Annotated in this window: 24 protein-coding genes, 1 other RNA gene and 1 pseudogene; 12 read left to right on the plus strand and 14 right to left on the minus strand. The window is 69.6% G+C overall.

Annotation, left to right across the window (positions count from 1 at the left end; genetic code table 11):
* Nucleotides 1–101: 101 nt before the first annotated feature.
* The gene (locus tag O159_RS07155) at nucleotides 102–542 is read right to left on the minus strand and encodes a hypothetical protein (RefSeq protein ID WP_144267587.1); all 441 of its coding nucleotides are present in this window, start codon (nucleotides 540–542) and stop codon (nucleotides 102–104) included.
* Entirely contained in the window at nucleotides 533–1,360 is an 828-nt protein-coding gene (locus O159_RS07160) for a hypothetical protein (RefSeq protein WP_043993624.1), read from the minus strand. Before O159_RS07160 ends, O159_RS07155 begins: the two co-directional genes overlap by 10 nt.
* A gap of 141 nt (nucleotides 1,361–1,501) precedes the next feature.
* Here O159_RS07160 and lipB point away from each other — a divergent pair, with 141 nt between their 5' ends.
* From lipB to O159_RS07175, 3 genes are all read left to right on the plus strand, one after another.
* The gene (lipB, locus tag O159_RS07165) at nucleotides 1,502–2,176 is read left to right on the plus strand and encodes a lipoyl(octanoyl) transferase LipB (RefSeq protein WP_021755090.1); all 675 of its coding nucleotides are present in this window, start codon (nucleotides 1,502–1,504) and stop codon (nucleotides 2,174–2,176) included.
* Nucleotides 2,173–3,162 carry a lipoyl synthase gene (lipA, locus tag O159_RS07170; protein ID WP_021755091.1) on the plus strand — a complete coding sequence of 330 codons (990 nt, stop codon included), beginning with the start codon at nucleotides 2,173–2,175 and terminating at the stop codon, nucleotides 3,160–3,162. The genes lipB and lipA overlap by 4 nt, the downstream gene beginning before the upstream one ends.
* Nucleotides 3,163–3,248: 86 nt before the next feature.
* The gene (locus O159_RS07175; RefSeq protein WP_021755092.1) at nucleotides 3,249–3,947 is read left to right on the plus strand and encodes a DUF4191 domain-containing protein; all 699 of its coding nucleotides are present in this window, start codon (nucleotides 3,249–3,251) and stop codon (nucleotides 3,945–3,947) included.
* A gap of 90 nt (nucleotides 3,948–4,037) precedes the next feature.
* Here O159_RS07175 and O159_RS07180 read toward each other — a convergent pair whose 3' ends face one another.
* Nucleotides 4,038–4,463: an RDD family protein gene (locus O159_RS07180; RefSeq protein WP_021755093.1), complete on the minus strand. Its 426-nt coding sequence runs from the start codon at nucleotides 4,461–4,463 to the stop codon at nucleotides 4,038–4,040.
* A 448-nt stretch (nucleotides 4,464–4,911) separates the two neighbouring features.
* Between O159_RS07180 and glnA the strand changes: the two genes are divergently transcribed.
* Nucleotides 4,912–6,336, plus strand: coding sequence for a type I glutamate--ammonia ligase (glnA, locus tag O159_RS07185; protein WP_043993627.1), 1,425 nt, complete (start codon nucleotides 4,912–4,914; stop codon nucleotides 6,334–6,336).
* 277 nt (nucleotides 6,337–6,613) lie between these two features.
* Nucleotides 6,614–8,051: pseudogene (locus tag O159_RS07190) on the plus strand (dicarboxylate/amino acid:cation symporter).
* Nucleotides 8,052–8,105: 54 nt separating this feature from the next.
* On the opposite strand, the gene O159_RS07195 reads toward O159_RS07190, so the two are convergent.
* Both O159_RS07195 and O159_RS07200 read right to left on the minus strand, forming a co-directional pair.
* Complete coding sequence (locus O159_RS07195; protein ID WP_021755097.1) at nucleotides 8,106–11,129, minus strand: bifunctional [glutamine synthetase] adenylyltransferase/[glutamine synthetase]-adenylyl-L-tyrosine phosphorylase; 3,024 nt, start codon at nucleotides 11,127–11,129, stop codon at nucleotides 8,106–8,108.
* A gap of 39 nt (nucleotides 11,130–11,168) precedes the next feature.
* On the minus strand, nucleotides 11,169–12,506 hold the full coding sequence (locus O159_RS07200) for a glutamine synthetase family protein (protein ID WP_021755098.1): 1,338 nt from the start codon (nucleotides 12,504–12,506) through the stop codon (nucleotides 11,169–11,171).
* Nucleotides 12,507–12,553: 47 nt separating this feature from the next.
* Here O159_RS07200 and panB point away from each other — a divergent pair, with 47 nt between their 5' ends.
* Both panB and O159_RS07210 read left to right on the plus strand, forming a co-directional pair.
* Nucleotides 12,554–13,405, plus strand: coding sequence for a 3-methyl-2-oxobutanoate hydroxymethyltransferase (panB, locus tag O159_RS07205; RefSeq protein ID WP_043993629.1), 852 nt, complete (start codon nucleotides 12,554–12,556; stop codon nucleotides 13,403–13,405).
* Nucleotides 13,406–13,625: 220 nt separating this feature from the next.
* The gene (locus O159_RS07210) at nucleotides 13,626–14,168 is read left to right on the plus strand and encodes a hypothetical protein (protein WP_021755100.1); all 543 of its coding nucleotides are present in this window, start codon (nucleotides 13,626–13,628) and stop codon (nucleotides 14,166–14,168) included.
* A gap of 75 nt (nucleotides 14,169–14,243) precedes the next feature.
* Here the strand turns inward: O159_RS07210 and O159_RS07215 are convergent, their stop codons facing one another.
* Nucleotides 14,244–14,456, minus strand: a complete 213-nt coding sequence (locus O159_RS07215) for a hypothetical protein (RefSeq protein WP_021755101.1) — start codon at nucleotides 14,454–14,456, stop codon at nucleotides 14,244–14,246.
* 12 nt (nucleotides 14,457–14,468) lie between these two features.
* Between O159_RS07215 and map the strand changes: the two genes are divergently transcribed.
* Together map and ppgK are read left to right on the plus strand one after the other, a co-directional pair.
* A complete protein-coding gene (gene map, locus O159_RS07220; RefSeq protein WP_021755102.1) occupies nucleotides 14,469–15,335 on the plus strand; it encodes a type I methionyl aminopeptidase in 867 nt (288 codons plus the stop codon).
* An 88-nt stretch (nucleotides 15,336–15,423) separates the two neighbouring features.
* Complete coding sequence (ppgK, locus tag O159_RS07225; RefSeq protein WP_021755103.1) at nucleotides 15,424–16,176, plus strand: polyphosphate--glucose phosphotransferase; 753 nt, start codon at nucleotides 15,424–15,426, stop codon at nucleotides 16,174–16,176.
* 73 nt (nucleotides 16,177–16,249) lie between these two features.
* On the opposite strand, the gene rnpB is transcribed toward ppgK, so the two are convergent.
* From rnpB to O159_RS07235, 3 genes are all read right to left on the minus strand, one after another.
* An RNA gene (gene rnpB / locus O159_RS13530) (RNase P RNA component class A) lies at nucleotides 16,250–16,617 on the minus strand.
* Between the two features lie 63 nt (nucleotides 16,618–16,680).
* Nucleotides 16,681–17,415 carry a zinc ribbon domain-containing protein gene (locus O159_RS07230; protein ID WP_021755104.1) on the minus strand — a complete coding sequence of 245 codons (735 nt, stop codon included), beginning with the start codon at nucleotides 17,413–17,415 and terminating at the stop codon, nucleotides 16,681–16,683.
* A gap of 28 nt (nucleotides 17,416–17,443) precedes the next feature.
* On the minus strand, nucleotides 17,444–18,271 hold the full coding sequence (locus tag O159_RS07235; protein ID WP_021755105.1) for a Nif3-like dinuclear metal center hexameric protein: 828 nt from the start codon (nucleotides 18,269–18,271) through the stop codon (nucleotides 17,444–17,446).
* A gap of 138 nt (nucleotides 18,272–18,409) precedes the next feature.
* Between O159_RS07235 and O159_RS07240 the strand changes: the two genes are divergently transcribed.
* Nucleotides 18,410–19,219, plus strand: a complete 810-nt coding sequence (locus tag O159_RS07240) for a thymidylate synthase (RefSeq protein ID WP_021755106.1) — start codon at nucleotides 18,410–18,412, stop codon at nucleotides 19,217–19,219.
* Nucleotides 19,216–19,695 carry a dihydrofolate reductase gene (locus O159_RS07245; RefSeq protein ID WP_021755107.1) on the plus strand — a complete coding sequence of 160 codons (480 nt, stop codon included), beginning with the start codon at nucleotides 19,216–19,218 and terminating at the stop codon, nucleotides 19,693–19,695. Before O159_RS07240 ends, O159_RS07245 begins: the two co-directional genes overlap by 4 nt.
* Here O159_RS07245 and O159_RS07250 read toward each other — a convergent pair.
* On the minus strand, nucleotides 19,688–20,293 hold the full coding sequence (locus tag O159_RS07250) for a DUF1345 domain-containing protein (protein ID WP_021755108.1): 606 nt from the start codon (nucleotides 20,291–20,293) through the stop codon (nucleotides 19,688–19,690). The two genes, O159_RS07245 and O159_RS07250, sit on opposite strands and share 8 nt — an antisense overlap.
* A 101-nt stretch (nucleotides 20,294–20,394) precedes the next feature.
* Here O159_RS07250 and O159_RS07255 point away from each other — a divergent pair, with 101 nt between their 5' ends.
* Nucleotides 20,395–21,684: an aminotransferase class I/II-fold pyridoxal phosphate-dependent enzyme gene (locus O159_RS07255; RefSeq protein ID WP_021755109.1), complete on the plus strand. Its 1,290-nt coding sequence runs from the start codon at nucleotides 20,395–20,397 to the stop codon at nucleotides 21,682–21,684.
* Between the two features lie 145 nt (nucleotides 21,685–21,829).
* On the opposite strand, the gene dhaM is transcribed toward O159_RS07255, so the two are convergent.
* The 4 genes from dhaM to trpD are packed head-to-tail and all read right to left on the minus strand — an operon-like array spanning nucleotide 21,830 to nucleotide 25,294.
* Complete coding sequence (gene dhaM, locus O159_RS07260) at nucleotides 21,830–22,537, minus strand: dihydroxyacetone kinase phosphoryl donor subunit DhaM (protein WP_021755110.1); 708 nt, start codon at nucleotides 22,535–22,537, stop codon at nucleotides 21,830–21,832.
* Nucleotides 22,537–23,169 (minus strand): dihydroxyacetone kinase subunit DhaL, encoded by a 633-nt coding sequence (gene dhaL, locus O159_RS07265; RefSeq protein ID WP_021755111.1) that lies wholly within the window; start codon nucleotides 23,167–23,169, stop codon nucleotides 22,537–22,539. The genes dhaM and dhaL overlap by 1 nt, the downstream gene beginning before the upstream one ends.
* Before the next feature lie 33 nt (nucleotides 23,170–23,202).
* On the minus strand, nucleotides 23,203–24,204 hold the full coding sequence (gene dhaK, locus O159_RS07270; RefSeq protein ID WP_021755112.1) for a dihydroxyacetone kinase subunit DhaK: 1,002 nt from the start codon (nucleotides 24,202–24,204) through the stop codon (nucleotides 23,203–23,205).
* Nucleotides 24,205–24,235: 31 nt separating this feature from the next.
* Nucleotides 24,236–25,294 (minus strand): anthranilate phosphoribosyltransferase, encoded by a 1,059-nt coding sequence (trpD, locus tag O159_RS07275; protein ID WP_021755113.1) that lies wholly within the window; start codon nucleotides 25,292–25,294, stop codon nucleotides 24,236–24,238.
* Between the last annotated feature and the right edge of the window lie 92 nt (nucleotides 25,295–25,386).

Below are 25,386 nucleotides of genomic sequence, written 5' to 3' on the forward strand. Positions count from 1 at the left end.
GGGGCCGGCTCGCTTTCCAGTGCGGAGCCGGACTCGGAAACGGAGCCACACTCGCAAACGGACCGCTACTCGCAAACGGACCGCTACTCGCAAACGGACCGCTACTCGCAGAGGGACCGGATCGAGAGGTCGCCGCTCGGCGCGGTGGCCGGGGCGGGAACGATCGCCCCCGCCCCGGGCCGGGCGCGGAAGCCCAGGCCGACGGGGGCTGAGGCAAGGACTGGGGCTGCGCCGGTGACCCGGTTTTCGCCCGTCACCGCGCCGAGCGGCCGGAGCGTTTCTGTGCTGTCGTCCGGTTCGGAGGCAGGCGGCAGAGCGATCAGCAAGACCATGGCCGCCACCAGGGGCGCCGCCCCGACAGCCAGGAGCCGGGGACGGACGCGGAACCGCGTCCACGCGAATGCCCACGCCCGGGACGCCGGACGGTCGTCCAGGGCGCGGAGCACACGCCGCAGGAGCGGTGAGGCTGCTTCGCGGCGGTGCGTGGCCGGGCGAATGCGGTCGGGAAGCCCCGAGACGTTCGCCGAAGCGGCTAGAGGCACGGGGTCCGGAAGCAGGACAGAGGGGCCGGCTGGGCGGCTGCGAGGACGGCGGCGGAGAGGCGTTCCCAGCCGGTGTGAGCGAGCGCTCCTTCAACCGCCGCGAACAGGCCGGCGGCCGCAGCACGGGGAACGGCCAAGCAGATCGAGCGGGCGAGCGCGTGGACGGCTCGGCGGTCGGCGAGTTCGGCGGATGCGTCGGTGGGGCGAACACCGTCCAGGCGGGTGAGAACCGGACAGCCGTCCGCGCGGAATCCCACGGAGTCGCTGGTCGGGGCGGCACCGGCCCAGCCGGCCGCACGGAGGTCGGCGAGGGCGCGGGCGACACCGACAAGAATGGTCGCAGCGGCACCGGCCGAAAGCGCGGGACGCTCCTCGAGAAGGGTGCGGAGCGACCCGCGCGAGGCGTTCTGGACGAGGACGGCCGTGACGGTCCGCCCGCGGGAGAGGCGCGGCGGGAACTCACCGAGGACACCGGCGATGTGTTCGGAACGGGCCTCCCGGCGGGCACGGACGTCAGCGAACGCGATGCCGGCGTCTTCGGGAGCGCGGTCATCCGGCGGCGGCCCGACGTCCTGTAGACGGACCCGGAGCACGGCAGGCTCCACGAGGTCATCCCCGATCACGAGAGCCGAACGCTCGCCCGGAAGGTCATCGGGAAGCTTTCGGCCCGGCGGGAGCGCGAGCAGGGTCCACCCGTGCCGCTCCGCGATGAATCTGGTCTGGCGGGCGAGGTCGACCGGGCGCCGGCCGGCCTGCCGTTCGGGATCGCCGCGCCCGCTGTGGCCGTGGTGACGGGTTCGCTGCTGTCTGGTGCTCATGGAGACATCCCACCGGACCTGGCCTCACGATGATCGCCCGGCCTCGAATCTGTGGAAAGTCCGGCTCCGGCCACACCCTGTGGAGAACCGCCGACAGCCGCGGTTTGCAATTAATGGACTCGGTCCACATAGACTCTCACCATGATGCAGTTCGACCGCTCCGGGCTCGACGGCAGCCCCGTAGACTACGACACCGCGCTGCAATGGCAGCGCGGTCTCCACCGCGAGGTGGCGGCGGGCACGAGGGCCGAGACCGTCCTCCTCCTCGAGCACGCCCCCGTCTACACTGCCGGAAAGCGGACAACGGACGACGAACGCCCCACGGACGGCACACCCGTCGTCGATGTCGACCGCGGAGGCAAGATCACCTGGCACGGTCCGGGGCAGCTGGTCGGCTACCCGATTCTGCGGCTGCGGGAGCCGGTGGATGTCGTCGGGTACGTGCGGCGGCTGGAATCGGCGTTGATCCGGGTGCTGGGAGAGCTCGGCATCGCGGGCGAACGGGTCGAAGGCCGTTCGGGCGTGTGGCTGCCGGGAGACGGAACGGCGCCCGACCGGAAGCTCGCCGCGATCGGCATCCGCGTCGCCGATGGCGTGACGATGCACGGTTTCGCACTCAACTGCTCCAACTCGCTGGAGACCTACGACCGCATCGTCGCGTGCGGAATCCGGGATGCGGGGGTCAGCACCATCACCGAGACGCTCGGCCGCACCGTCACCCCGCAGGATGTCGCGCCGATGGTGACCGCCGCACTGCGGGCCGAATTCGGCCTCGAGGCCGCCGTGCGCGCCGCTGAGACCGAGGCCACCACGTGAGCGCGGCGCCGGAGGGCCGCCGGATGCTGCGGCTCGAGGTCCGGAACGCGCAGACCCCGATCGAGCGCAAGCCGGAGTGGATCAAGACCCGCGCCAAGATGGGACCCGAGTACCGGCAGCTGCATTCCCTGGTGACGTCCGAGGATCTGCACACGGTCTGCCAGGAAGCCGGCTGCCCGAACATCTACGAGTGCTGGGAGGACCGGGAGGCGACCTTCCTCATCGGCGGGTCCCAGTGTACGCGACGGTGCGACTTCTGCCAGATCGACACGGGGAAGCCGTCCGAGTTCGACCGCGACGAGCCGCGCCGGGTGGCCGAGTCGGTCGCGCGGATGGGCCTGCGCTACTCGACGGTCACGGGCGTCGCGCGAGACGACCTGGACGACGAGGGCGCCTGGCTCTACGCGGAGACGATCCGGGAGATCCACCGGCAGAGCCCCGGCACGGGGGTCGAGATCCTGGTGCCCGACTTCTCTGGAGACCCCGAACTGCTCGGCGAGGTGTTCGGAGCACGTCCGGAGGTCTTCGCGCACAACGTCGAGACCGTGCCGCGCATCTTCAAGCGCATCCGTCCGGCTTTCCGCTATGAACGCTCCCTCGACGTGATCGCGCAGGGGCGAGCCGCCGGACTCATCACGAAGTCCAACCTGATTCTCGGGATGGGCGAAGAGCACCAGGAGATCAGCCAGGCGCTGCGCGATCTGCACGACGCGGGCACCGACATCGTCACGATCACCCAGTACCTGCGCCCGAGCCCACGGCACCTCCCGGTCGCGCGCTGGGTACACCCGGACGAGTTCGTGGAGCTGAGGGACGAGGCCGAAGCGATCGGCTTCCTCGGGGTGCTGGCCGGTCCGCTGGTGCGTTCCTCGTACCGCGCGGGACGGCTCTGGGCGCAGTCGATGCGGGCGAAGGGCCGCGCTGTCCCGGAGGAACTGCAACACCTGACGGACGCGTCCCTGGGGTTCGCTCAGGCGGTCTCCTGAGCGGTGGCCTCCCTCAGAGCGCACAGACGCTCAGACCGCCACGAGCCCGTCGGCCGAACCGGTCCCGAGCCGGTATCCTTAAGCCTATGGCGCGCAAGGACAAGTCCACCAAGGAGCCCGGTCGGCTGAAGCAGATGTGGCAGGTCTTCCAGATGACCCGCCGCTACGACGACCGCGCGGTGCTCTACATCGTGCTGGGCATCGTCCTGCCGATCCTGGTGGGTGTCGCGCTCGCGATCTTCCTCACCGACGGCAATGTGTTCACAATGGTGCTCTGGATCGTGGCGGGGGTGCTCGCCGGCGTGCTGACGGGCCTTATCATCCTGGGCCGCCGCGCCGAACGCGCCGCCTACTCTCAGATCGAGGGACAGCCGGGAGCCGTCGGCGCCGTGCTGCGCAGCTCGCTGAAACGCAGTTGGCGCGGTTCGGAGATGCCGGTCGCCGTCAACGGCAAGACGCAGGATGCGGTCTACCGGGCCACCGGCCGGGGCGGTGTCGTGCTCATCAGCGAGGGACAGCGCACCCGCACGCAGCGGATGGTGGACGAGGAACACCGGAAAGTCACCCGCGTGCTGCCGAATGTGCCGGTCACCACCATCGCGGTCGGCCCGGACGCGGATGCCGTGCCTCTGCACAAGATCCCGCGCACACTCTCGAAGATCAAGCCCACGCTGACCAAGGCGGAGGTGCTGGCGATCAGTAACCGTCTCCAGTCGCTCGAGGGCTCCATGCCCATCCCGAAAGGCATCGACCCCCTGAAGGTGCGTGCCCAGCGCGCACGCTGACCCCCGCCCGCCTCGCGCGCAGGAAAGACGCTCCGGAATCTCACGATTCGGAGCCGTTCTGTTGTGCTCGGCGGCGAGACTCCGCGGCGTTCAGCCGCGGAGGAGGACGGTGCCGGCGACCTTGTCGTGGAAGCCGCGCTGGTCGGAATCCCAGACCAGCGCGGGGATGACGACGCAGAGCAGCAGGGTGCGCACGATCGGCCGCCAGAGACCGATCCAGCCGCCGCGCAGCGCGACGACGCGCAGGCCGACGAGGCGGTGACCGACGCTGCCGCCGATGGTCGGGAGGAAGACGATCTGCATGAGCGCGAAGATGCCGATGTTCGCCCAGGAGTCGAAGCGGAAGAAGGCGAACGAGATGACGGACGCGATGGCCCAGTCGATGACGATGGCGCCCAGACGCCGACCGACCCGGCCGACGGAGCGCGGACCCGCCTCGGGGAGGCCGAGCCGCTCGCCGGGGAACCGGCTGGGGGCGAGGTCGCCGAAGCGGGAGGGCTGAACGTTCTGAGGCACCTCAGCAGCTTATCAGGACACCGAGGGAGGCGACCGGGACGCTGGACGACGGGCTATGACCGCTGCACCGACGATCCGGCGATCATGTCAAGCCGGCCGTCTCGACGACTCATCGATGAGTCACCGAGGCTGTCAAGTAATGTGAAATGTCATTTTGGGTAAGGGTGACTCGCGCCTCGTGGTCACTTCACCGAATGGATGCGCGCGAATGGCCATGGCGATCCCGGGCGACACCCTCACGAAACGCCCTCTCCAGCGCTGGCCACCGGGTGAATACGCGTGTCCGCTTCGCCGCCCGTGCCATCGCGCCGGACCCACGCTACCCGATCGGGGTACGCGTAACACGCTGGAAACATTTGCGTCACGGCGGGGAAACGGCCTCCCCCTAGCGTGGATCTCGGCCTGCACGCGCAGTCCGGCCGCCTCAAGCCATTGGGAGTCCCTTCGTATGTTCCGTGATTCTTCTGAGGTGCTCAAGTACATCAAGGAGACCGACGTCAAGTTCCTTGATATCCGCTTCACCGATCTGCCCGGTGTTCAGCAGCACTTCAACATCCCCGCCGCGACTGTCGACGAAGAGTTCTTCTCGGTCGGCCAGCTCTTCGACGGCTCGTCCATCCGGGGATTCGCGTCGATCCACGAATCCGACATGAAGCTGATCCCGGATGTGTCGACCGCCTACATCGACCCCTTCCGGCACGAGCGCACGCTCATCATGGTGTTCGACATCTACAACCCGCGGAACGGCGAGATCTACGCGAAGGACCCGCGCCAGGTAGCCAAGAAGGCCGAGAAGTACCTAGCCACAACCGGTATCGCCGACACCGCGTTCTTCGCCCCCGAGGCCGAGTTCTACATCTTCGACGATGTGCGCTACGAGGTGAAGCAGAACGCGAGCTTCTACACGGTGGACTCCAGCGAGGGCGCGTGGAACTCCGGCCGAGAGGAGGAGGGCGGCAACCTCGCCAACAAGACACCGTACAAGGGCGGCTACTTCCCGGTCTCACCGGTCGACCAGCACGCCGATCTGCGCGACGACATCGTCCTCAAGCTGATCGAGGCGGGCCTCGAGGTCGAGCGCTCGCACCACGAGGTCGGCACGGCCGGCCAGGGAGAGATCAACTACAAGTTCGACACGATGGTCTCGGCCGCGGACGACATCCTCAAGTTCAAGTACATCGTGAAGAACACCGCGAACGAGTGGGGGAAGACGGCGACGTTCATGCCCAAACCCCTCTTCGGCGACAACGGCTCCGGGATGCACACCCACCAGTCGCTGTGGAACGACGGCAAGCCGCTGTTCTACGACGAGGCCGGCTATGGCGGCCTGTCCGACATCGCGCGCTGGTACATCGGCGGCCTGCTCAAGCACGCCCCCGCGGTGCTCGCCTTCACGAACCCGACGGTGAACTCGTTCCACCGCCTCGTGCCCGGCTTCGAGGCCCCGGTCAACCTGGTCTACTCGGCCGGCAACCGCTCGGCGTCCATCCGCATCCCGATCACGGGCTCCAACCCGAAGGCCAAGCGGATCGAGTTCCGCGCGCCAGACGCCTCGGGCAACCCCTACCTCGCCTTCGCCGCCCAGCTGATGGCTGGCATCGACGGCATCAAGAACCGCATCGAGCCGCACGAGCCGGTCGACAAGGACCTGTACGAGCTGCCGCCCGAGGAGGCGCGCAACATCCCGCAGGTGCCGGCTTCGCTCGGTGAGGCGCTCGACGCGCTGGAAGCCGACCACGACTTCCTGACCGCCGACAGCGTCTTCACACCCGAGCTGATCGAGACATGGATCGAGTACAAGCGCGAGAAAGAGATCAAACCGCTCGCGCAGCGCCCGCACCCGTTCGAGTACGAGCTGTACTACGGGGTGTGAGTCGCAACCGGCACTCCGTGGGGAGGGGCCGGCGCCCGGTCTCTCTTGGGTGCGGCCCCTCCCCACGCTTGCGCCGCTGCTCGAGCGTTCCCGAGCGGTCCGACGCGGGCGGAACCGCGCGACGTGACCGCCTGCGCGCATGGGGGCGCTGCGGGCAGCCGCTTCGCGGAGAGCGGCGGCGTCGGCCCGCTCCGGCCGGTGCGCTGGTCTGAGCGGTGAAGCGTCATTCTTCGTAGCAGTGGCAGACGCCGATCCCCCGCTGAGTAGCGTGAAATCCATGAGTCCGACTTCCTCGTCTACCCGCAAACCCGCCCCTCACCGTGGCCCGCACTGGCTGCGGTCCTTCGGATTCCAAGTCACCGCGGCGCTGGTGCTCGGCATCGCCGTCGGCGTCGTCGCCCGGCAGATGGGGCCCTCCGGCTCCGGGGCCGGGCCGAACGGGCTCACCGCGACGCTGGACACGATCGGCGGGGCGTATGTGTCGCTGCTGAAGGCGGCGGTCATCCCGCTGGTGTTCCTGGCGATCGTATCGAGCATCGGCAACCTGCGGCGCGTCACGAACGCGGCCCGACTCGCCGGGCGGACGCTCCTGTAGTTCGGGATCACCGCACTGATCGCGGTGAGCATCGGCATCGCGCTCGGCGTGATCATCCAGCCGGGCAGCCGGGCGGACCACGGCGCCCTCTCGGCGTCCGATCCCGGGGTGACCGCGACCTGGTGGAACTTCCTCGTCGGGCTGATCCCAGCGAATTTCGCGGGTGCGCAGGTGAAAACCCACGTCGAGGTGCTGAACGGCGCCGCGGACGCGACCTCCACCGTGAGCTTCAATGTGCTGCAGGTGATCGTGGTCGCCGCAGCGATCGGGATCGCAGCGCTAAAGGTCAAAGGCAAGGCGGAGCCGTTCCTGGCGTTCACCGACTCGGCGCTGACGATCGTGCAGCGGGTGCTGTGGTGGATCATCCGGCTGGCGCCGCTCGGGACGTTCGCACTGATCGCCGATGCGGTGGCGACCTATGGCTGGACGACGATCGGCTCGCTCGCCTGGTTCGTGACAGCGATCTACCTCGGACTGGCGCTGGTGCTGTTCGTGGTCTACCCCGTCCTGATCCGGTCGAACGGCCTGTCGGTCCGGCAGTACTTCTCGGGGGTGTGGCCCGCGGTGCAGCTCGGATTCGTGAGCCGCTCCTCCGATCGGGACGCTGCCGCTGACACAGCGGGTGGTGGAACGGAACCTCGGTGTGCCACGGTCGTACGCCTCGTTCGCGACACCGCTCGGGGCGACGACGAAAATGGACGGCTGCGCGGCGATCTACCCGGCGGTCGCGGCGATCTTCGTGGCGCAGTTCTACGGGATCTCCCTCGACATCTGGCAGTACATCCTGATCGTCGTCGTGTCGGTGGTCGGCTCGGCCGCGACAGCCGGGACGACGGGCGCGATCGTCATGCTGACGCTGACGCTCTCCACGCTGGGGCTGCCGCTCGACGGCGTGGGGCTGCTGCTGGCGGTGGACGCGATCCTGGACATGGGGCGCACCGCGGTGAACGTCGCGGGGCAGGCGCTGGTGCCGACGATCGTGGCGAAACGAGAAGGCATCATCGACCTCGACCTGTACAACGCGCCGCGGACCGGAGACGCTTTCCGGAACGACGAGGACGATCAGGACGGCGGCACGAGCGAGGACGACGCGGAGTCCACGGTGGGCGCGCAGCCGTGACGCATCGGTGAGGCCTCCGGGGGACGCGGGACGGCCGGGAGAGGCCGCCCCGCGTCAGGCCGTGGTCGCCGGTCGCTGGGGCGGGCCATAGAACTCGCGCTCGAACACCGCCCGCGCTCGGCGGGTCACGGCGAGGTAGTCCTCTTCCATCCGGCTCGCCGCCCCCGACGGGTACTCCAGGAGCCGGGCGACCCCGTCGAGCGCCACACGGTCGGAGGGCAGAACGTCGGCGGTCTTGTTCGTCCAGAGAGTCATGGCCGAGCGCGCGCGCGAGGCGAAGACCCAGGCGTCTCGGAGTCTTGCGGCATCCTCGTCGGACACGAAGCCTTCCCGAGCGGCGACGGCCAGAGCGTCCAGCGTGGACGGGGTGCGGAGCGCGGGATGCGCGGCGGCGTGCTGCAACTGCACAAGCTGGACGAACCACTCGACATCGCTGAGCGACCCGCGCCCAAGCTTCAGGTGGCGGGCGGGGTCGGCTCCCTGCGGCAACCGCTCGTTCTCGATGCGGGCCTTGATGCGCTTGACCTCGCGGACGGCCTGCTCGCCGATGCTCGCCGGATAGCGGACCTCGTCGGCGAGGGTCTCGAAGTCGCCGAGGAGCGCAGAATCGCCCGCGACGCCGCGGGCGCGCAGCAGGGCCTGCGCCTCCCAGGTGAGCGACCACCGGGCGTAGTAGGCGCGGTACGAGTCGAGCGAGCGGACAGACGGGCCGTTCTTGCCCTCCGGGCGGAGGCCGATGTCGAGGTCGATCGGAAGGGCGCTGTCCTCGGTGAGACGGTTGAGATCGGCCACGATGGCGGTGGCGGCGCGGTGTGCGGCGTCCTGTCCCGCTGCGAGGGGGCGGAACACGTACATGATGTCGGCGTCGGAGCCGAAGCCGAGCTCCCGGCCGCCGAAGCGGCCCATCCCGATGATGGCGAACTCGAGTGCGGCGGCGTCATCGCGTGCGGCACGGATGGCTCCGAGCGCGCCGGTCAGCAGGTTCTCGGTGACGGCGCTGAGTCCGCTCGCGAGCTCCTCGATCGTGCTGAAGCCGAGGATGCCGGAGAACGCCAGACGCAGCACCTCCCGGCGGCGCACCCCGCGCAGTGCCGCAGCCGCGGTCTCGACGGACTCGTGCCGGGCCAGGATGGCGGCGGTCTCCTCGCGCAGCAGCTCGGGCGCGCGCGGCCGCAGCTCCTCCTCCGATTCGAGCCAGGCGACGGATTCCGGGATGCGACCGAGCAGTTCGGCCGCGAAACGCGAACCGGAGAGCACACGCGTCAGCCGCTCGGCGGCCCCGGAGGAGTCGCGCAGCATCCGGAGGTACCAGTGCGTGCCACCGAGATCGTCACTGAGGCGGCGGAAGGAGAGCAGACCGTAGTCGGGGTCCGCGCCCGCGCTGAGCCACTGGAGCATGACCGGAAGCAGGTGGCGCTGAATGGTCGCGCGCCGGGAGACGCCGGCAGTGAGGGCGGCGATGTGGGCGAGCGCACCCCTCGGATCGCGGAAGCCGATCGCGGCGAGGCGCGCCTGCGCCTGTTCGCTGGTCAGTCCGGCCTGGCCGGAGAGGCGCGCATCCTCGTTCGGCATCGCCGCCACGGCGCTGAGCAGCGGACGGTAGAACAACCGCTCGTGCAGACCGCGGACGCGGTGCTTGATCTCGTTCCACTGCGTCAGCAGCTGGTCGGCGCTGGCCGCGAGTCCGGTGGCCCGGGCCAGGATGCGCATCTCCCCCTCGTCCCGAGGCATGAGATGGGTCCGGCGCAGGTGGCGCAGTTGCAAGCGATGCTCCAGGAAGCGCAGCGTGCGGTAGTCGTGCGAGAACGCCGCCGCCTCTTCGCGGCCGATGTAGCCCTGCCCGGCGAGGGCCGCGAGCGCGGAGAGGGTGTCGCGCTGACGCACGAGGCCATCGGTCTGGCCGTGGACAAGCTGAAGGAGCTGCACGGTGAACTCGACATCGCGCAGGCCGCCGGGGCCCAGTTTGAGCTGGTAGTGGAGGTCGCCGTCCGGGATGTTGTCGGTGACCCGCTCGCGCATCCGCTGCACGGACTCGACGAAGTTCTCCCGTGAAGCGCTCGACCACACCCGGGGCGCGAGCGCGGTGACATAGCGCTTCCCCAGCTCCCGGTCCCCGGCCAGGGGGCGGGCCTTGAGGAGCGCCTGGAACTCCCATCCCTTGGCCCAGCGGTCGTAGTACGCGAGGTGGGACTCGAGCGTGCGGACCAGCGCACCGTCCCTGCCCTCTGGTCGCAGATTGGGGTCGACCTCCCACAGCCCCGGCTCGAGGGCAGGGTCCTGGATGCCGCGCTGCGTGAGCACGGCGAGCCGCGTGGCGATGTCCACGGCCCGCCCCGGCGAGACGCCCGCATCCTCCGCGCCCTCGGTGACATAGATGACGTCCACATCGCTGACGTAGTTGAGCTCGCGAGCGCCGGCCTTGCCCATGCCGATGATCGCGAACCGGTTGGCACGCACTTCCGCCTCGGGGAAGCGCCCGGGTCCGCTGCCGCTCGTCTGGCGGCGGGCGACGGCGAGGGACGCGTCGAGGGCCGCCGCCGCCAGGTCGGAGAGCGCGGCGGCGACGCCGTCGAAACCGGCGACCGGGTCGGCCTGTTCCAGGTCGAAGCTGGCGAGCTGAACGAGGCGGCGGCGGTAGCGGACCCGGAGGGCCGTCCAGGCTTCTTCCTCGACGATGCTCGCGAAACCGTCGACCGCGCCCACGGCGTCCAGGAGGTCTTCCCGGAGCTCGGCCGCCGTCGGCAGCGCGGTGACCGGCCGGTGGAGACTGGCCAGCTCGACCGGCTGGCGGAGGAAGAACTCGGCCGCGCCCTCGGAGGCTCCGATGACGCGCAGCAGTCGGCGGGCGTCCTTCCGCGACGGGAGGAACCAGGCGGCCTGATCGGGCGCGCGGCGAAGGAGACGCAGCGCAAGCTGGAGCGCAGTGTCCGGGTCGGCCGCGGCCGACAGCGCGGGGAGGAGGTCATCGACTGCGAAACCGGTGAGCGTCGCCAGCTCCTCCAGCTCGGCCCGGACGGAGCTCAGCCCCACGAACCCGGCGCGCGCCAGGACGGTGAGGGAGAGCTGCTCGCGTGTCACGACTCGGACAGAGGATGCTGGTCAGCGCAGCTCAGGGAGTCACAGGATCTCAAGGTTGGACCGCAGCTCGAACGGCGTGACCTGGGCCCGGTACTGCGCCCACTCCCTGCGCTTGTTGAGCAGGACGTAGTTGAACACCTGCTCGCCCAGCGTCTCCGCCACCAGCTCCGAGTCCTCCATCAGCGAGATCGCATGGTCGAGACTCGCCGGCAGCTGACTGTAGCCGAGCGCACGGCGTTCGGCGTCGGAGAGCGCCCAGACATTGTCCTCGGCCTCCGGCGGCAGCTCGTAACCGCCCTCGATGCCCGCGAGCCCGGCGGCCAGCATGAGCGAGAAGGCAAGGTAGGGGTTCGCGGCGGAGTCGATCGCGCGGTACTCGACGCGCGAGCTCTGGCCTTTGTTCGGCTTGTACAGCGGGACGCGAACGAGCGCGGAGCGGTTGTTGTGGCCCCAGCAGACGAAGCTCGGCGCTTCGTCGCCGCCCCAGAGCCGCTTGTACGAGTTCACGAACTGGTTGGTGACCACTGTGATCTCCGGAGCGTGCTTGAGCAGGCCCGCGATGAACTGCCGGCCGACCCTCGAGAGCTGGTACTGCGCACCGGCCTCGAAGAAGGCGTTGGTGTCGCCCTCGAAAAGCGACATATGCGTGTGCATCCCCGATCCCGGGTGCCCGGAGAGCGGCTTCGGCATGAATGTCGCGTAGACGCCCTGTTCGATCGCGACCTCCTTGACGACCGTGCGGAAGGTCATGATGTTGTCCGCCGTCGTGAGCGCGTCCGCGTAGCGGAGGTCGATCTCGTTCTGGCCGGGGCCCGCCTCGTGGTGGCTGAACTCGACGGAGATGCCGAGGTCTTCCAGCATCCGCACCGAGCGCCGCCGGAAATCGTGGGCCGTTCCGCCGGGGACGTTGTCGAAGTACCCGGCGGAGTCGACCGGTTCCGGGCCGCTCTCGCCGAACCCCGACGACGTGAGCAGGTAGAACTCGATCTCGGGATGCGTGTAGAACGTGAACCCGCGGTCGGCCGCCTTCTCCAGCGTGCGCTTCAGCACATTGCGCGGGTCGGAGACGGAGGGCTGTCCGTCCGGCGTGGTGATGTCGCAGAACATCCGGGCGGTCGGATCGATCTCCCCGCGCCACGGCAGGATCTGGAACGTGGTGGGGTCGGGATGCGCGAGCAGATCGGACTCGTACGCCCGGGTCAACCCCTCGATCGCCGAGCCGTCGAAGCCCAGCCCCTCGGAGAAGGCGCCCTCGACCTCGGCCGGGGCGATGGCGACGGACTTGAGCGTGCCCACGACATCGGTGAACCACAGCCTCACGAATTTGATCCCGCGTTCCTCGATCGTGCGAAGGACGAAGTCGCGCTGCTTGTCCATCCTGCCCCTTTCGTCTCCCCATCCAGACTAGTGGCAGACTGTGCCCCATGAGCGAGCAGTCCCCCGTGCCCTCCGTCCCCTCCGGCGCCCCGGCGGCGCCGTCGCCGAAACGCGTGCGGACCCGTCACTTCCAGGCGGCGAAGGAAGAGGGCTCCCGTTTCACGGGGCTCACTAGCTACGACATGCTGACGGCGCAGATCTTCGACGAGGCCGGGATCGACTTCCTCCTCGTCGGCGACTCGGCGGCGAACACGGTGCTCGGCTACGACACCACCCTCCCCGTGACGATCGACGAGCTGATCCCCCTCACGCGCGCCGTGGCACGGGCGGTGAAACGCGCGTTCGTCGTCGCGGACCTGCCGTTCGGATCGTACGAGACCGGCCCCCACGAGGCGCTGCGCACAGCCGTGCGCTTCATGAAGGAGACCTGTGCGCACGCCGTCAAACTGGAAGGCGGCGAGCGCAGCGCCGAGCAGATCCGCCGCATCGTGGACGCGGGCGTTCCGGTCATGGGGCACATCGGCTTCACACCGCAGAGCGAGCACGGGCTCGGCGGGCACCTCGTGCAGGGCCGCGGCACGGGGGCCGAACAGGTGCTCGCGGACGCGCACGCGGTCGAGGACGCCGGAGCGTTCGCGGTCGTGCTGGAGATGGTGGCCGCGGACGTCGCACAGCGTGTGACGCAGGAGCTGCGCATCCCGACGATCGGGGTGGGCGCGGGGCCGCACGTCGACGGCCAGCTGCTGGTGTGGACGGACTGGGCCGGGTTCACGACGAGACGCGTCCCACGCTTCGCCAAGCAGTACGCCGATCTGAAGGGCGTGCTCACGGAGGCGGCGCGGACGTACAGAGACGAGGTGGGCTCCGGGGCTTTCCCCGGTCCCGAGCACAGTTTCTAAGCGCGCCGGGTCGTCAGGTCAGCAACAGTAGGCCGTCGGGGGATCCGCCATCGAGAGCGGGAGCGCCTGGATGACCCGACGACACCTCGCGACCGGGAGCATCGACCGTTCCCCTCCCCGCCACCAGAGGTATTGCCCGGGTTGCGTGGGCTCTCTACCATGGGTGCCATCTGGCTCGGATAATTGCCCAGATGATTTTCTCATCGATGAGAAAGGACGGATGGTCATGCTCATTCGCAAGCGAATAGCCGCGACTATCGCCCTGGTCGGCGGCGTCGCCCTCGCCGCCGGAGTCACTCTTTCCGCGCAAGCCGCAACGCCGTCAGCCCTCCGCGCTGTCCAGGCGGAGCCTGGGTACGTCCGCACCCCGCTCCCCCCAGCCACGCGAGCGTGTACAGGAACGGACATCTTCACGATCGACGGTTCGCAGGCTCCGAGATGCGCGGGAACACTGAAGTACGTCTCCTTCCACGGTACCGGGGTAGCAGGTCAATATGTGACGATCACCTACATGCTGATACCGGGCACACCGTCGCTCTTCAAGCGCGGTGTCGCCGGTATAGCCTCTGTCGATGAGGATGGCAATTGGCGGATGGACGCGAAGTTCCCCAAGATTCTCATCACACAAAACCCCGATGCGGGTAAAATCGAAGTCGCTTACCACGCGATCGAGGTCGATACGAGCACTTCTCTGGTTGAAAAAGCCCGCTATGAGGGAGTCATCCCGATCCCGGTCAGCTTCGACTCTGCGAATCATGCCTGAACACCGCTGAGCGCCCCGTTCACCCCGTTTCGCCCGTGGAACCAGGTGAGTCACGGGGCAGGGCGGGCAGAGCGCCTAGCGGTCGTCCGCCGCGTCCTCCTCCGCCCACTTGGCGCTGTTCTCGCGCAGCTTCTCGAGCGCGCGCTCCGCCTCGGCATGGGTGTCGAACGGCCCGGCGCGATCGGGGGCGGGCGAGAGCAGACCCTGCTCGACCCGACCGGTCTTCAGGTTGTACCAGTACTTGTGCTCGGCGTCCCGCTCGATGCCGTAGTTGCCGTCGGCCGTCATAGGGTTGATCCTATGCCCAAGAATTCCGCCGGTCGCCTGATCCCGGGTCGCGTCAGCGCGATGCGTCCCGTCCCGTCCCACATCCCGCGGCCGGAGTACGTCGGGAAGGCCGGGCCGACGCCACCGGACCGCGGGGACGTCTACTCGGCGGAGGAGATCGCGCTCATCCGCGAGTCGGGCCGGATCGCGGCACAGGCAATCGCTCTGGTCGGCGCGGCGGCGCGTCCCGGGGTCACGACCGAGGAGCTGGACGCGATCGGGCACCGGTTCCTGATCGAGCACGACGCGTACCCGTCCACGCTCGGCTACCGCGGCTATCCGAAGTCGCTGTGCTCCTCGGTGAACGAAGTCGTGTGCCACGGCATCCCTGACGACACCGCGCTCGACGAGGGCGACATCGTCAACATCGACATCACCGCGTACAAGAACGGATTCCACGGCGACAGCAACCAGACGTTCATCGTCGGCACGGCGTCCGAAGAGGTGTCGCTGCTGGTCGGGCGGACACGCGAGGCGCTGAACCGCGGGATCAAGGCAGTCGCGCCGGGCCGGCAGGTCAACGTGATCGGCCGGGCGATCGAGTCCTACGCGAAACGCTTCGGCTACGGGGTCGTGCGGGACTTCACCGGGCACGGCGTGGGGGCGTCCTTCCACTCGGGGCTGATCATCCCGCACTACGACTCGGCGCCGCAGCACGACGACATCATGGAGCCCGGGATGGTGTTCACCATCGAGCCCATGCTCACGCTCGGAACGCACGAGTGGGACATGTGGGCCGACGACTGGACGGTTGTCACCCGCGACCGGAGCGTCACTGCCCAGTTCGAGCACACGATCGTGGTCACCGAACGGGGTGCGGAGATCCTGACGCTGCCGTGACCCGGGGGCTCCAGCCGAGCCTCGGTCACGGCCGGTCGAGGAAGCGGAGAGATCAGCGCCGCACCGGCGTCAGGGTAGATTCGTGGGTATGAGCTCCAACCACGCAATCGGAATCGACATCGGCGGCACCGGCATCAAGGGGGGGCTGGTCGACCTCGACAGCGGCGAACTCGTGAGCGACCGTATCAAACTGCCCACCCCCCAGGGCGGCGGTCCCGAGGACATCGTCGAGACGACCAGAGAGATCGTGCAGCAGCTCGCGGACGAAGAGCCCCACGCCCCCGTCGGCGTCTGCTTTCCCGCGATCGTCAGCCACGGTGTGACGCTCTCGGCGTCCAACATCAGCAAGAAGTGGATCGGTCTGGCGGCCGAGAAGCTGTTCGAGACGGCCCTCGGCCGCGACATCCACTTCGTCAACGACGCCGACGCCGCCGGCTACGCCGAGACCCGCTTCGGGGCCGCCAAGGGCCGCGACGGCCTGGTCATCATGACCACCCTCGGCACCGGCATCGGCTCGGCACTCATCTATGACGGCGTCCTCATCCCGAACGCCGAACTCGGGCACCTGGAGATCGACGGCAGGGACGCGGAATCGCGCGCCGCCTTCTCCGCGAAGGAGCGTGAGGACCTGTCGTGGGAGAAGTGGGCCAAGCGCCTGCAGAAGTACTACTCGACCGTGGAGTTCCTGTTCACGCCGGATCTGTTCATCGTCGGCGGCGGCGTCTCGAAGAGCCACACGGAGTTCCTTCCGCTGCTGGATCTGAAGACGGAGATCGTGCCCGCGGTCCACCGGAACAACGCGGGCATCCTCGGAGCGGCCGCACTGGCTGTGAGCCGCTAGCGATCGGTTCCTCGCTTTTTCCGCTCTTTCCGCCGTTTTCGCCGGAAGAAGTGAGGAACGGATAGCGGGGCGGGGAATGGGCCGGCTGATACGCCGGGTTCTGTCGCAGCGCTCGCGCTGCGGACGGCCATCTCTCTCGGGGCGGCGTCGCCGCCGCCCTCTAGCGGTCTACCCGGGGACGAGGCGAGCAGCCTCATCGTCCCCTGTCTGACCTTGCTCCGGGCGAGGTTTACCCAGCCGGCCGGGTCGCCCCGGCCGCTGGTGGTCTCTTACACCACCGTTTCACCCTTACCGCGGGCCGGAGCCCGTGGCGGTCTGCTCTCTGTTGCACTTTCTCGCGGGTTGCCCCGGGTGGGTGTTACCCACCGCCCTGCTCTGCGGAGCCCGGACGTTCCTCGGCGGCCCGCTGACGCAGACCGACGCGACCGTCTTGCCGACCCATTCCGGGCTCGATTCTAGCGCAGCGGGCCCGAGTCCCGCCGCCAGCGGTGCGATGGAGGCGAGCTACAGCCCGGACTCCTCGGTGCGGATGAGGATGGCCCCGCTGTCGGGGCAGAGCACGACATCGTCGGCCGCCGCACGGCGGATCTCGGCGAGATCGGACTCGGTGAGCGTCACATTCGAGCCCATCGACACCCCGCGCAGGAGCAGTGCGGCACCGATGCCATAGCGGGTGCGCTGCCGCTCGTAGAGTTCGACGAGGTCGGCGGGGAGCGCACCGGCGATCGCCGCCCGGTCGCGCGCCACCCCCTCGCGCTGCGCCGCGATCCTGGCGGCCTCCTCGTCGCGAGCCGCCTCGAGCGCCTCGACGCGCGCGGTCAGCTCGGCGCGCTCGGCGTCGACAGTGGCGAGCGCCTGCTCGAGTCCGTCCACGCGCTCCATGACCGTCAGCTGGATCTCCTCGAGGTCGCCCTGACGTTTGGCGAGCGAGGTCAGCTCGGCCTCGAGCGCCTGGACGTCCTTGACGGAGAAGGTCTGCTGCACGCGGTCGGTGTCTCGCTTGATCCGCGCTTCCACGAGCTTCACATCCGACTCGACGCGCTTCAGCTCGGCTCGCGCGTCCTCCAGCTCACCGGTCGCAGCGATCCAGCTGGCGCGTTTCGCTTCGACGTCGGGCTGCAACGCCGCCCGTTCGGCGCTCTGCGGCAGCGTTCCCGCGGCGTGGTCGAGCTGCGCGATGCGGGTGTCCGCGGTCTGGAGCCGCAGGAGCTGGTTCTGGTCGGCGGGACTGGCTTTCACGGTGCTCTGCTCTCTCGGAGGGGGATGGTCACGGCAGGATGGCGAAATCCCACGGGTCGGTGCACAGCTCGCTGACCACGACCTCGACGCCGGGAAGGGCGGCACGCAGCTGCCCGGCGGCTGTCTCCAGCCAGAGCCACTCGCTGGCCCAGTGCGACACGTCGAGCAGCGCGGGGCCGCCGCCGGCCAGCGACTGCTCCCGGGCTTCGGAGGCGGGATGGTGCCGGAGGTCGGCGGTGATGTAGACATCGGCGCCGAGCACGGCCGCCGAACCCAGCAGCGAGTCTCCCGCGCCGCCACACAGGGCGACGCGGGAGACCGGCTGGTGGAAGTCGCCCGCCGCACGGACGCCGCCGGCGGTGGGCGGAAGCAGGCCGGCGAGCGCGCGAGCGAGCGCGCCGAGCGTCGAGGGCCGGGGCAGTGTCCCGACCCGGCCGATGCCGGTGACGCCGTCGGCGGCGGGGACGATCGGCGTCGTGCCGGTCAGCCCGAGCCGTGCGGCGAGCACCGCGCTGGTCCCCTCGGCGACGACATCGACGTTGGTGTGCGCGGCGAGGAGCGCACAGCCGCCCCGGATGAGCTTCGCCAGCAGCGCGCCTTTGTAGCGGTCTTCGGCGATCGAGGTCACACCACGCAGCAGCAGCGGGTGGTGGGCGATCAGCAGGTGGCTCCGGGTTTCGAGAGCCTCCTCGACGGTGGCGGCCACGGCATCCACCGCCAGGAGAATGCGTTCGACGCTCGCGGCTGGGTCCCCGGAGACCAGTCCGGGCGCGTCCCAGCTCTCCGCCCCGGAGAGCGGCCAGAGCGTCTCGGCGGCCTCGCGGACGGAGAGAAGCGTGGGGATGGCGTTCGGCACCCGCTCAGCCTACCCGCCGGTGAGCCGCCCGCGCTCGGGATACGGCCCTGCGCCTGCGGCTCCACGCCGTCGGCCGGCGGCCGCCGCGTCCCGCGGGTCAGCGGCCGTCCCGGCCTCGCGGGAAGTACCATCGTCTCGATGACCACGCCGATCCCGACCCCCTACGAAGATCTGCTGCGCGACGTGCTCGCGAACGGCAGCCACAAGTCCGACCGCACCAGGACGGGCACGCGCAGCGTCTTCGGACGCCAGCTCCGGTTCGACCTCGCGGACGGCTTCCCGCTGGTCACGACCAAGCGGGTCCACTTCAAGTCGATCGCGTACGAACTGCTCTGGTTCCTCCGCGGCGACAGCAATGTCGGCTGGCTGCGCGAGAACGGGGTGAGCATCTGGGACAAGTGGGCCGACGAGCGGGGCGAGCTCGGCCCCGTCTACGGGGTTCAGTGGCGCTCCTGGCCGTCCCCGGACGGCACGCACATCGACCAGATCCAGCAGGTCGTGGACACGCTCCGCCGCGATCCGGACTCGCGCCGCATCATCGTCTCCGCCTGGAACGTCGCGGACATCCCGGATATGGCGCTCGCACCCTGTCACGCCTTCTTCCAGTTCTATGTCGCCGACGGCAAGCTCTCCTGCCAGCTGTACCAGCGCAGCGCCGATATGTTCCTCGGCGTTCCGTTCAACATCGCGAGCTACGCGCTCCTCACGCTCATGGTCGCCCAGCAGGTGGGACTGGAACCGGGCGAGTTCGTCTGGACGGGCGGGGACGTCCACATCTACGACAACCACCTCGAGCAGGTGACCGAGCAACTGGGCCGTGCCCCGTTCCCGGCTCCTGCGCTTGGCTTCGCCCGCACACCCGAGAGCATCTTCGACTACCGCTACGAGGACTTCGTGCTCGAGGGCTACCGGCACCACCCGGCCATCCGCGCCGCCGTCGCGGTATGAGCATCACCCTCATCTGGGCGCAGGCCCGCGACCGCGTCATCGGCGCCGGCGGGGCGATGCCCTGGCACCTCCCCGAGGATCTGAGGCACTTCCGCGAGCTGACCGGCGGCGAGCCCGTCGTCATGGGACGCCGCACCTGGGAGTCGATCCCTGACCGCTTCCGGCCGCTCCCCGGCCGGCGCAACATCGTTGTCACCCGCCAGAAGGGGTGGGACGCGCCGGGCGCGGAGGTCGCGCACTCCCTGTCCGGGGCTCTCACCGCGGCCGGTGACGGCACGGCGTGGGTCATCGGAGGCGGGGAACTCTATCGTCAGGCGCTCCCTCTCGCCGACCGCGTCGAGGTCACCGAGATCGACCTCACTGTCGCGGGCGACACGCACGCGCCCGCGCTGGGGCCCGAATGGCACGCGCAGCCCGCCCCCTGGCTGACGGCCGCGAACGGCATGCGCTACCGCTTCCTCCGCTACCTCAGGTGAGCCCGGCCACCAGATTCACCGACGCCGCGACGATCACCGTCCCGAACACGTACGAGAGCAGCGTGTGCCGCAGAACCGTCCGGCGAATATGCGAGTTCGAGATGTTCGTGTCCGACACCTGGAAGGTCATCCCGAGCGTGAAGGAGAAGTAAGCGAAGTCGCTATAGCGTGGAAGCGCCTGCTGGTTGAAGTCGATGCCGCCACCCCGACGGTAGTACATGCGCGCGTAGCGCAACGCGAAGAGCGTATGGACGAGCAGCCACGACAGTGCGACGCTCACGATGGCGAGCAGTGCGACGCCCAGCTGAGCGCCGCCCTTCAGCGTGCGGGCGTCCACGAGCACGAACACGACCGCGACGATGCTCGCCGTCGAGGCCAGGATGAGAACGAGGTCGGAGATCCGCCGCCCCGGGTCCTCCAGCGTCACATTGGCTTGCGTCTGCGGCCCGTCCAGCCGCCAGACGACCAGCCACACCCACACCACGTAGACGGCGCACGCCGCCGCCCAGCCGGCGAGGAGGGCGTAGTGGACAGCGGGGACGAAACTCATGCCGACGGCCACGATCACCCCGACCGCCAGCGCGACGTAGATCCTCAAGCGGGTCCTGCCGCGCTGTCGGTTCGCTTCACCGGTCACACAGTGGATGTTCGCACAGCCGGGGCCGAGCGGTCACCCCCGCACGCCGGTACGATCGAAATGTGACCAGCTCCCCCGCACCCCTCGCCGACCTCGACAGCGAAGAGCTCCGCGCCGCGCACGCGGAGTTCGCCCGCGCCTACGACGAGCTGAAGGCCACCGGACTCGCCCTCGACCTCACCCGCGGCAAGCCCTCCGCCGAGCAGCTCGACCTCTCCGACGCCCTGCTCCGCCTCCCCGGCGGCGAATACTGCGACGCCGCCGGAACCGACCTGCGCAACTACGGCGGCCCGAGCGGCCTTCCCGAACTACGCTCGATCTTCGCCGGCGCGCTCCGAGTGCCGGTGCCACAGTTGCTCGCGCTCGGCAACTCGAGCCTCACGATCATGCACGACACCATCGCCCAGGCGCTCCTGCACGGCGTCCCCGGCGGCGAGCTGCCCTGGGGCCGTCAGGCGATCAGCTTCCTGACACCGGTGCCCGGCTACGACCGGCACTTCACCATCCTGGAACGCTTCGGAATCCGCATGATCCCCGTCCCCATGAACGAGGACGGCCCCGACATCGAGACGGTCGCCTCTCTGCTCGCCACCGACGACAGCGTCAAGGGGATGTGGTGCGTTCCGGTGTACTCCAACCCGACCGGAGCGGTGTACAGCAACGAGATCGTCCGCCAGCTGGTCTCGCTGCCGGCCGCGGGCGACTTCCGCCTGTTCTGGGACAACGCCTACGCCGTCCACCACCTCAGCGACGACGTTCCGGAACCGATCGACGTCCTCGCCCTGGCCGCCGCCGCCGGCAACCCGGACCGTCCGCTCGTCTTCGCCTCCACCTCGAAGGTCACCTACCCCGGCGCCGGCGTCGCGTTCATCGGGGGCTCCGAAGCGAACATCGCCTGGTTCCAGCGCAACAGCGCCGCGCAGAGCATCGGCCCGGACAAGCTCAACCAGCTCCGTCACGCGCAGCTGCTGGGGGACGAGGACGGGCTGACCGCGCACATGGCGAAGCACCGCGCTCTCCTGGAACCGAAGTTCGCCGCGGTGGACGAGGTGTTCCGGGCGCGGCTGGAGCCGTGGGGCGCCGGGTCGTGGAACGCGCCGAAGGGGGGCTACTTCGTCAGCCTCGACGTGCTGGACCGCTGTGCCAAGCGCGCGGTGCGGCTCGCCAAAGAGGCCGGCATCGCGGTCACTCCAGCCGGGGCGACCTTCCCCCACGGCGAGGACCTGCGCGACGCGAACATCCGCATCGCGCCGACGTTCCCGCCCTTGAGCGAACTGCGCACCGCCCTCGACGGACTCTGCACCGCCATCCTGCTGGCCGAGACCGAGGCGCTGCTCACCGAACGGACCTGACGTGCCGGAACGACCCCACCGAGATGACCGGACCCGCCGCGCTGACACTGCACTGCACTGACACGACCGGGTCGGAAAGGGAGGAGTCTCGGCCGTATTTCGGCCGAGACTCCTCCCTTTCTGCCACAGCTCTCCGAAACGTCTGCTACACCTCGCCGAACCCGCTCTCGACCAGCTCCGCCAGCGCGTCGACGGCTTGCGCGCCGCCGCCGTCCTCGGAGGCGATCGTCGCCGTCGCCCCGGCCGTCAGCCCGAGCGACATGACGCCGAGCAGGCTCTTGGCGTCCGTGCCGTTCACCGTCACTTTCGCGGAGAAAGTACACGCCAGCTTCACGAAGTCGGCCGCGGGGCGAGCGTGCAATCCCTGGGGGTTGCGCACGAGCACCTCCCGCGAATAGTCGCCGCCCGGCTCGGGTGCGGCCGGGTGGGGGTCGTGGGACGCCGGGACGGCGTCCCACGACGAGCGCGCGCCCTCGGCCGCGGCCGCCACCGCGTCCAGTCCGGCTCCGGTCTCCGCGGCCACAGCCGCGGCGACGCCACCCTCGATGTACGGGCCGTCGACGACGCGGACGCGCCCTCGCTCGTCTTTCGGCAGCAGGTCGAGCACGGTCTCGGCCGTCAGGAGCGCGGAGCCGAGGTCACTGACGACGACGACCCCCGATCCGGTGTCCGCCTCGCCCACTGCGGTCATAACCTTCGTGAAGCTGGTCCCGATCCCCTCATCGTCCGTCCCCCCGGCAGCGACGAGGCGGACGGAGGGCGCCATCTGCGCTGCGACGGCCACAGCGCCCACAGCCAGCTGCGTGCTGTGCGAGACGAAGACGATCCCGACCCTGCTCTCTGGCACAGCCATCACGCCGCTGCCTCGCTCGCGGCGCGCAGGATCAGCGCGGTCGACTGGGCGCCGGGGTCTCGGTGCCCCGTCGACCGTTCGCCGAGGTAGCTGGCACGGCCTTTCCGGGCGACCAGCGGCTCGGTGGCCTCCGCGCCCTTCTCCGCCGCGTCGGCCGCCGCGGCCAGGATCGCCGTCGGGGGTCCCCCCGCCGCCTGCGCGGCCGCAGCCGCGTCGACGGCGGGAGTCCACGCGTCGATCATGGTCTTGTCGCCCGATTCGGCTCGGCCGCGGGACACGATGCCGTCCCGCGCTGCGGTGAGCAGCGCGACCAGCGTCTCCCCGTCGATCGCGGCCTGATCGCCCACCGGCTCGGCCGCCTTGAGGAAGGCTGTGCCGTAGAGCGGTCCGGAGGCTCCGCCGACCGTCGAGATGAGGGTCATCGCCACCGAGCGCAGGGCCGCGTTCGGCGTCGCGTCGTCCGGCAGCTTCCCCAGTGCCTCCAGGGCGGCGCGGACCCCGCGGTCCATGTTCTCGCCGTGGTCGCCGTCGCCGATCTCCCGGTCGAGCGTGTTCAGCTCGGCCTTGTGCTCCCCGATCGACGCCGCGGCGGCCCCGATCCAGGCCTCGACCCATTTCGTGTCCAGCGTCATCGACGCCTCCTCTCTCTCCTCGGTTCCCTGACCCTACAGACCCCAGCGGAGCGCGGCGGTGCGCACCGGCGCGTCCCAGAGGGCCGTCAGCTCGCCGTCCAGTTTCAGCAGCGAGAGGGAGGCGCCCTGCATCTCCAGCGAGGTGACATAGTCGCCGATGAGCGAGCGGGAGAGCACGATCCCGCGCTCGTCCAGGATCTCGGCCGCACGCCGGAACAGGATGTACAGCTCCGAAAGCGGCGTGCCGCCCATCCCGTTCACGAAGAGCAGCACCGAGTCGCCGGAGGAGAAAGGCAGATCCGTCAGAATCGCGTCCATCATCCGGTCGACCAGCCGGTCCGCCGGTTCGATCGCGATCCGCTCGCGGCCCGGCTCGCCGTGGATGCCGACGCCGAACTCGATCTGATCCTCCGGCAGCACGAACCCGGGCTCCCCCGCGTGCGGCACAGTGCCGTCGGTGAGGGCCAGCCCGATGGAGCGGACATTCGCGTTCACTCTCTCGGCGACCGCCGTGACCGCGTCCAGGTCGTCGCCCCGCTCGGCCGCGGCGCCCGCGATCTTCTCGACCAGCACCGTTCCCGCCACACCGCGACGGCCCGCCGTGTAGAGCGAGTCCTGCACGGCGACATCGTCGTTCGTGACGACGGCCCGCACCGAGATGCCCTCCGCACCGGCCAGCTCGGCCGCCGTCTCGAAGTTCAGAACGTCTCCGGTGTAGTTCTTGACGATGTGGAGGACTCCCGCCCCGCCGTCCGCGGCTTTGGTGGCCTCGACGATCGGCAGCGGCGTCGGCGAGGTGAACACCTCGCCCGGCACGGCCGCGTCCAGCATCCCCTTTCCGACGAATCCGGCGTGGAGCGGCTCATGGCCGCTGCCGCCGCCGCTGACCAGCCCGACCTTCCCCCTCACGGGGCCATCGGCCCGGGAGACGAAACGAGGATCGTGCGACACTCTGACGAGGTCCGCGTGGGCTCGGCCGAAACCCGCCAGGGACTCGGCCACGACGTCGTGTACGTCGTTGATGAGCTTCTTCATTGAACGCCCTTCCTTTCACTTGCTCTCGGTGTCAGACACCTCGGCGCGTCGCCGCCACCCACTCCTCGAGCTTCGAGGCCGCGGCCCCGGAGTCGATCGCTTCGGCGGCGACCGCCATGTGCGAACGGAACCGGTCCAGGATGGGCTCCTGGACCCTCGACGGGTCGGCCGCGAGCTCGTAGGAGACGAGCCCGGCCGCCGCGTTGAGCACCACGATGTCGCGAACGGGGCCCTCCTGGCCCGCAAGCACGGCACGCACGACCGCCGCGTTGTGAGCGGCGTCCTTCCCGAGCAGATCCTCGATCCGCGCGACAGGGAGCCCCAGGTCGCGGGGGTCGATGTCGTGCTCGGTGACGAGACCACGGGAGACCTCCCAGACATGGCTGTGGCCGGTGGTCGAGAGCTCGTCCAATCCGTCGTCGCCCCGGAAGACCAGCGCGGTCGCGCCGCGGGTCTGGAACACACCGACGATGAGAGGGACGCGGTCGAGCGATGCCACACCCACCGCGGACGCTTCGGGCCGGGCCGGATTGCACAGCGGGCCGAGGATGTTGAAGACCGTCGGCACCCCGAGCTGCGAACGCACCGCGGCCGCGTTGGCGAAGCCCGGGTGGAACGCGCTCGCGAACGCGAAGGTGATGCCGATGGCCCGGAGCACCTCTGCCACGCGCCCCGGCGGCAGGGTGAGGTCGATGCCGAGGGCGCCCAGCACGTCCGAGGACCCGGAGGAGGAGCTCGCGGCGCGGTTCCCGTGCTTGATGACGGGGACGCCCGCAGCCGCGGCGACGATGGCGGCCGTGGTGGAGATGTTCACCGTGCCGAACCGGTCGCCGCCGGTGCCGACGATGTCGAGCGCCATCGGGTCCGCCGGCAGCCCGACGGCGTTGTCCAGAACGGCGTCGCGGAAGCCGACGACCTCGTCCACCGTCTCGCCCTTGGCACGCAGCGCGATGAGGAAGGCGGCGATCTGAGCGTCCGTCGCCTCGCCGGTCATGACCTGCCGCATGGCCCAGGACGCATCCGCCACGCTGAGATCCTCTCGGGCGAGGAGCGCGATAAGCACGGACGGCCAGGACTGCGTTTCGGGCATAATGCGATCCTATTTGCGCGTACGACACGCCACGGGAGCCGCATCTTCACCACCGCCTCAGACGGCCCTCGCCCCGGACCGGGCGAATTCAC

Source organism: Leifsonia xyli subsp. cynodontis DSM 46306 (assembly GCF_000470775.1).
GTDB classification, from domain to species: domain Bacteria; phylum Actinomycetota; class Actinomycetes; order Actinomycetales; family Microbacteriaceae; genus Leifsonia; species Leifsonia cynodontis.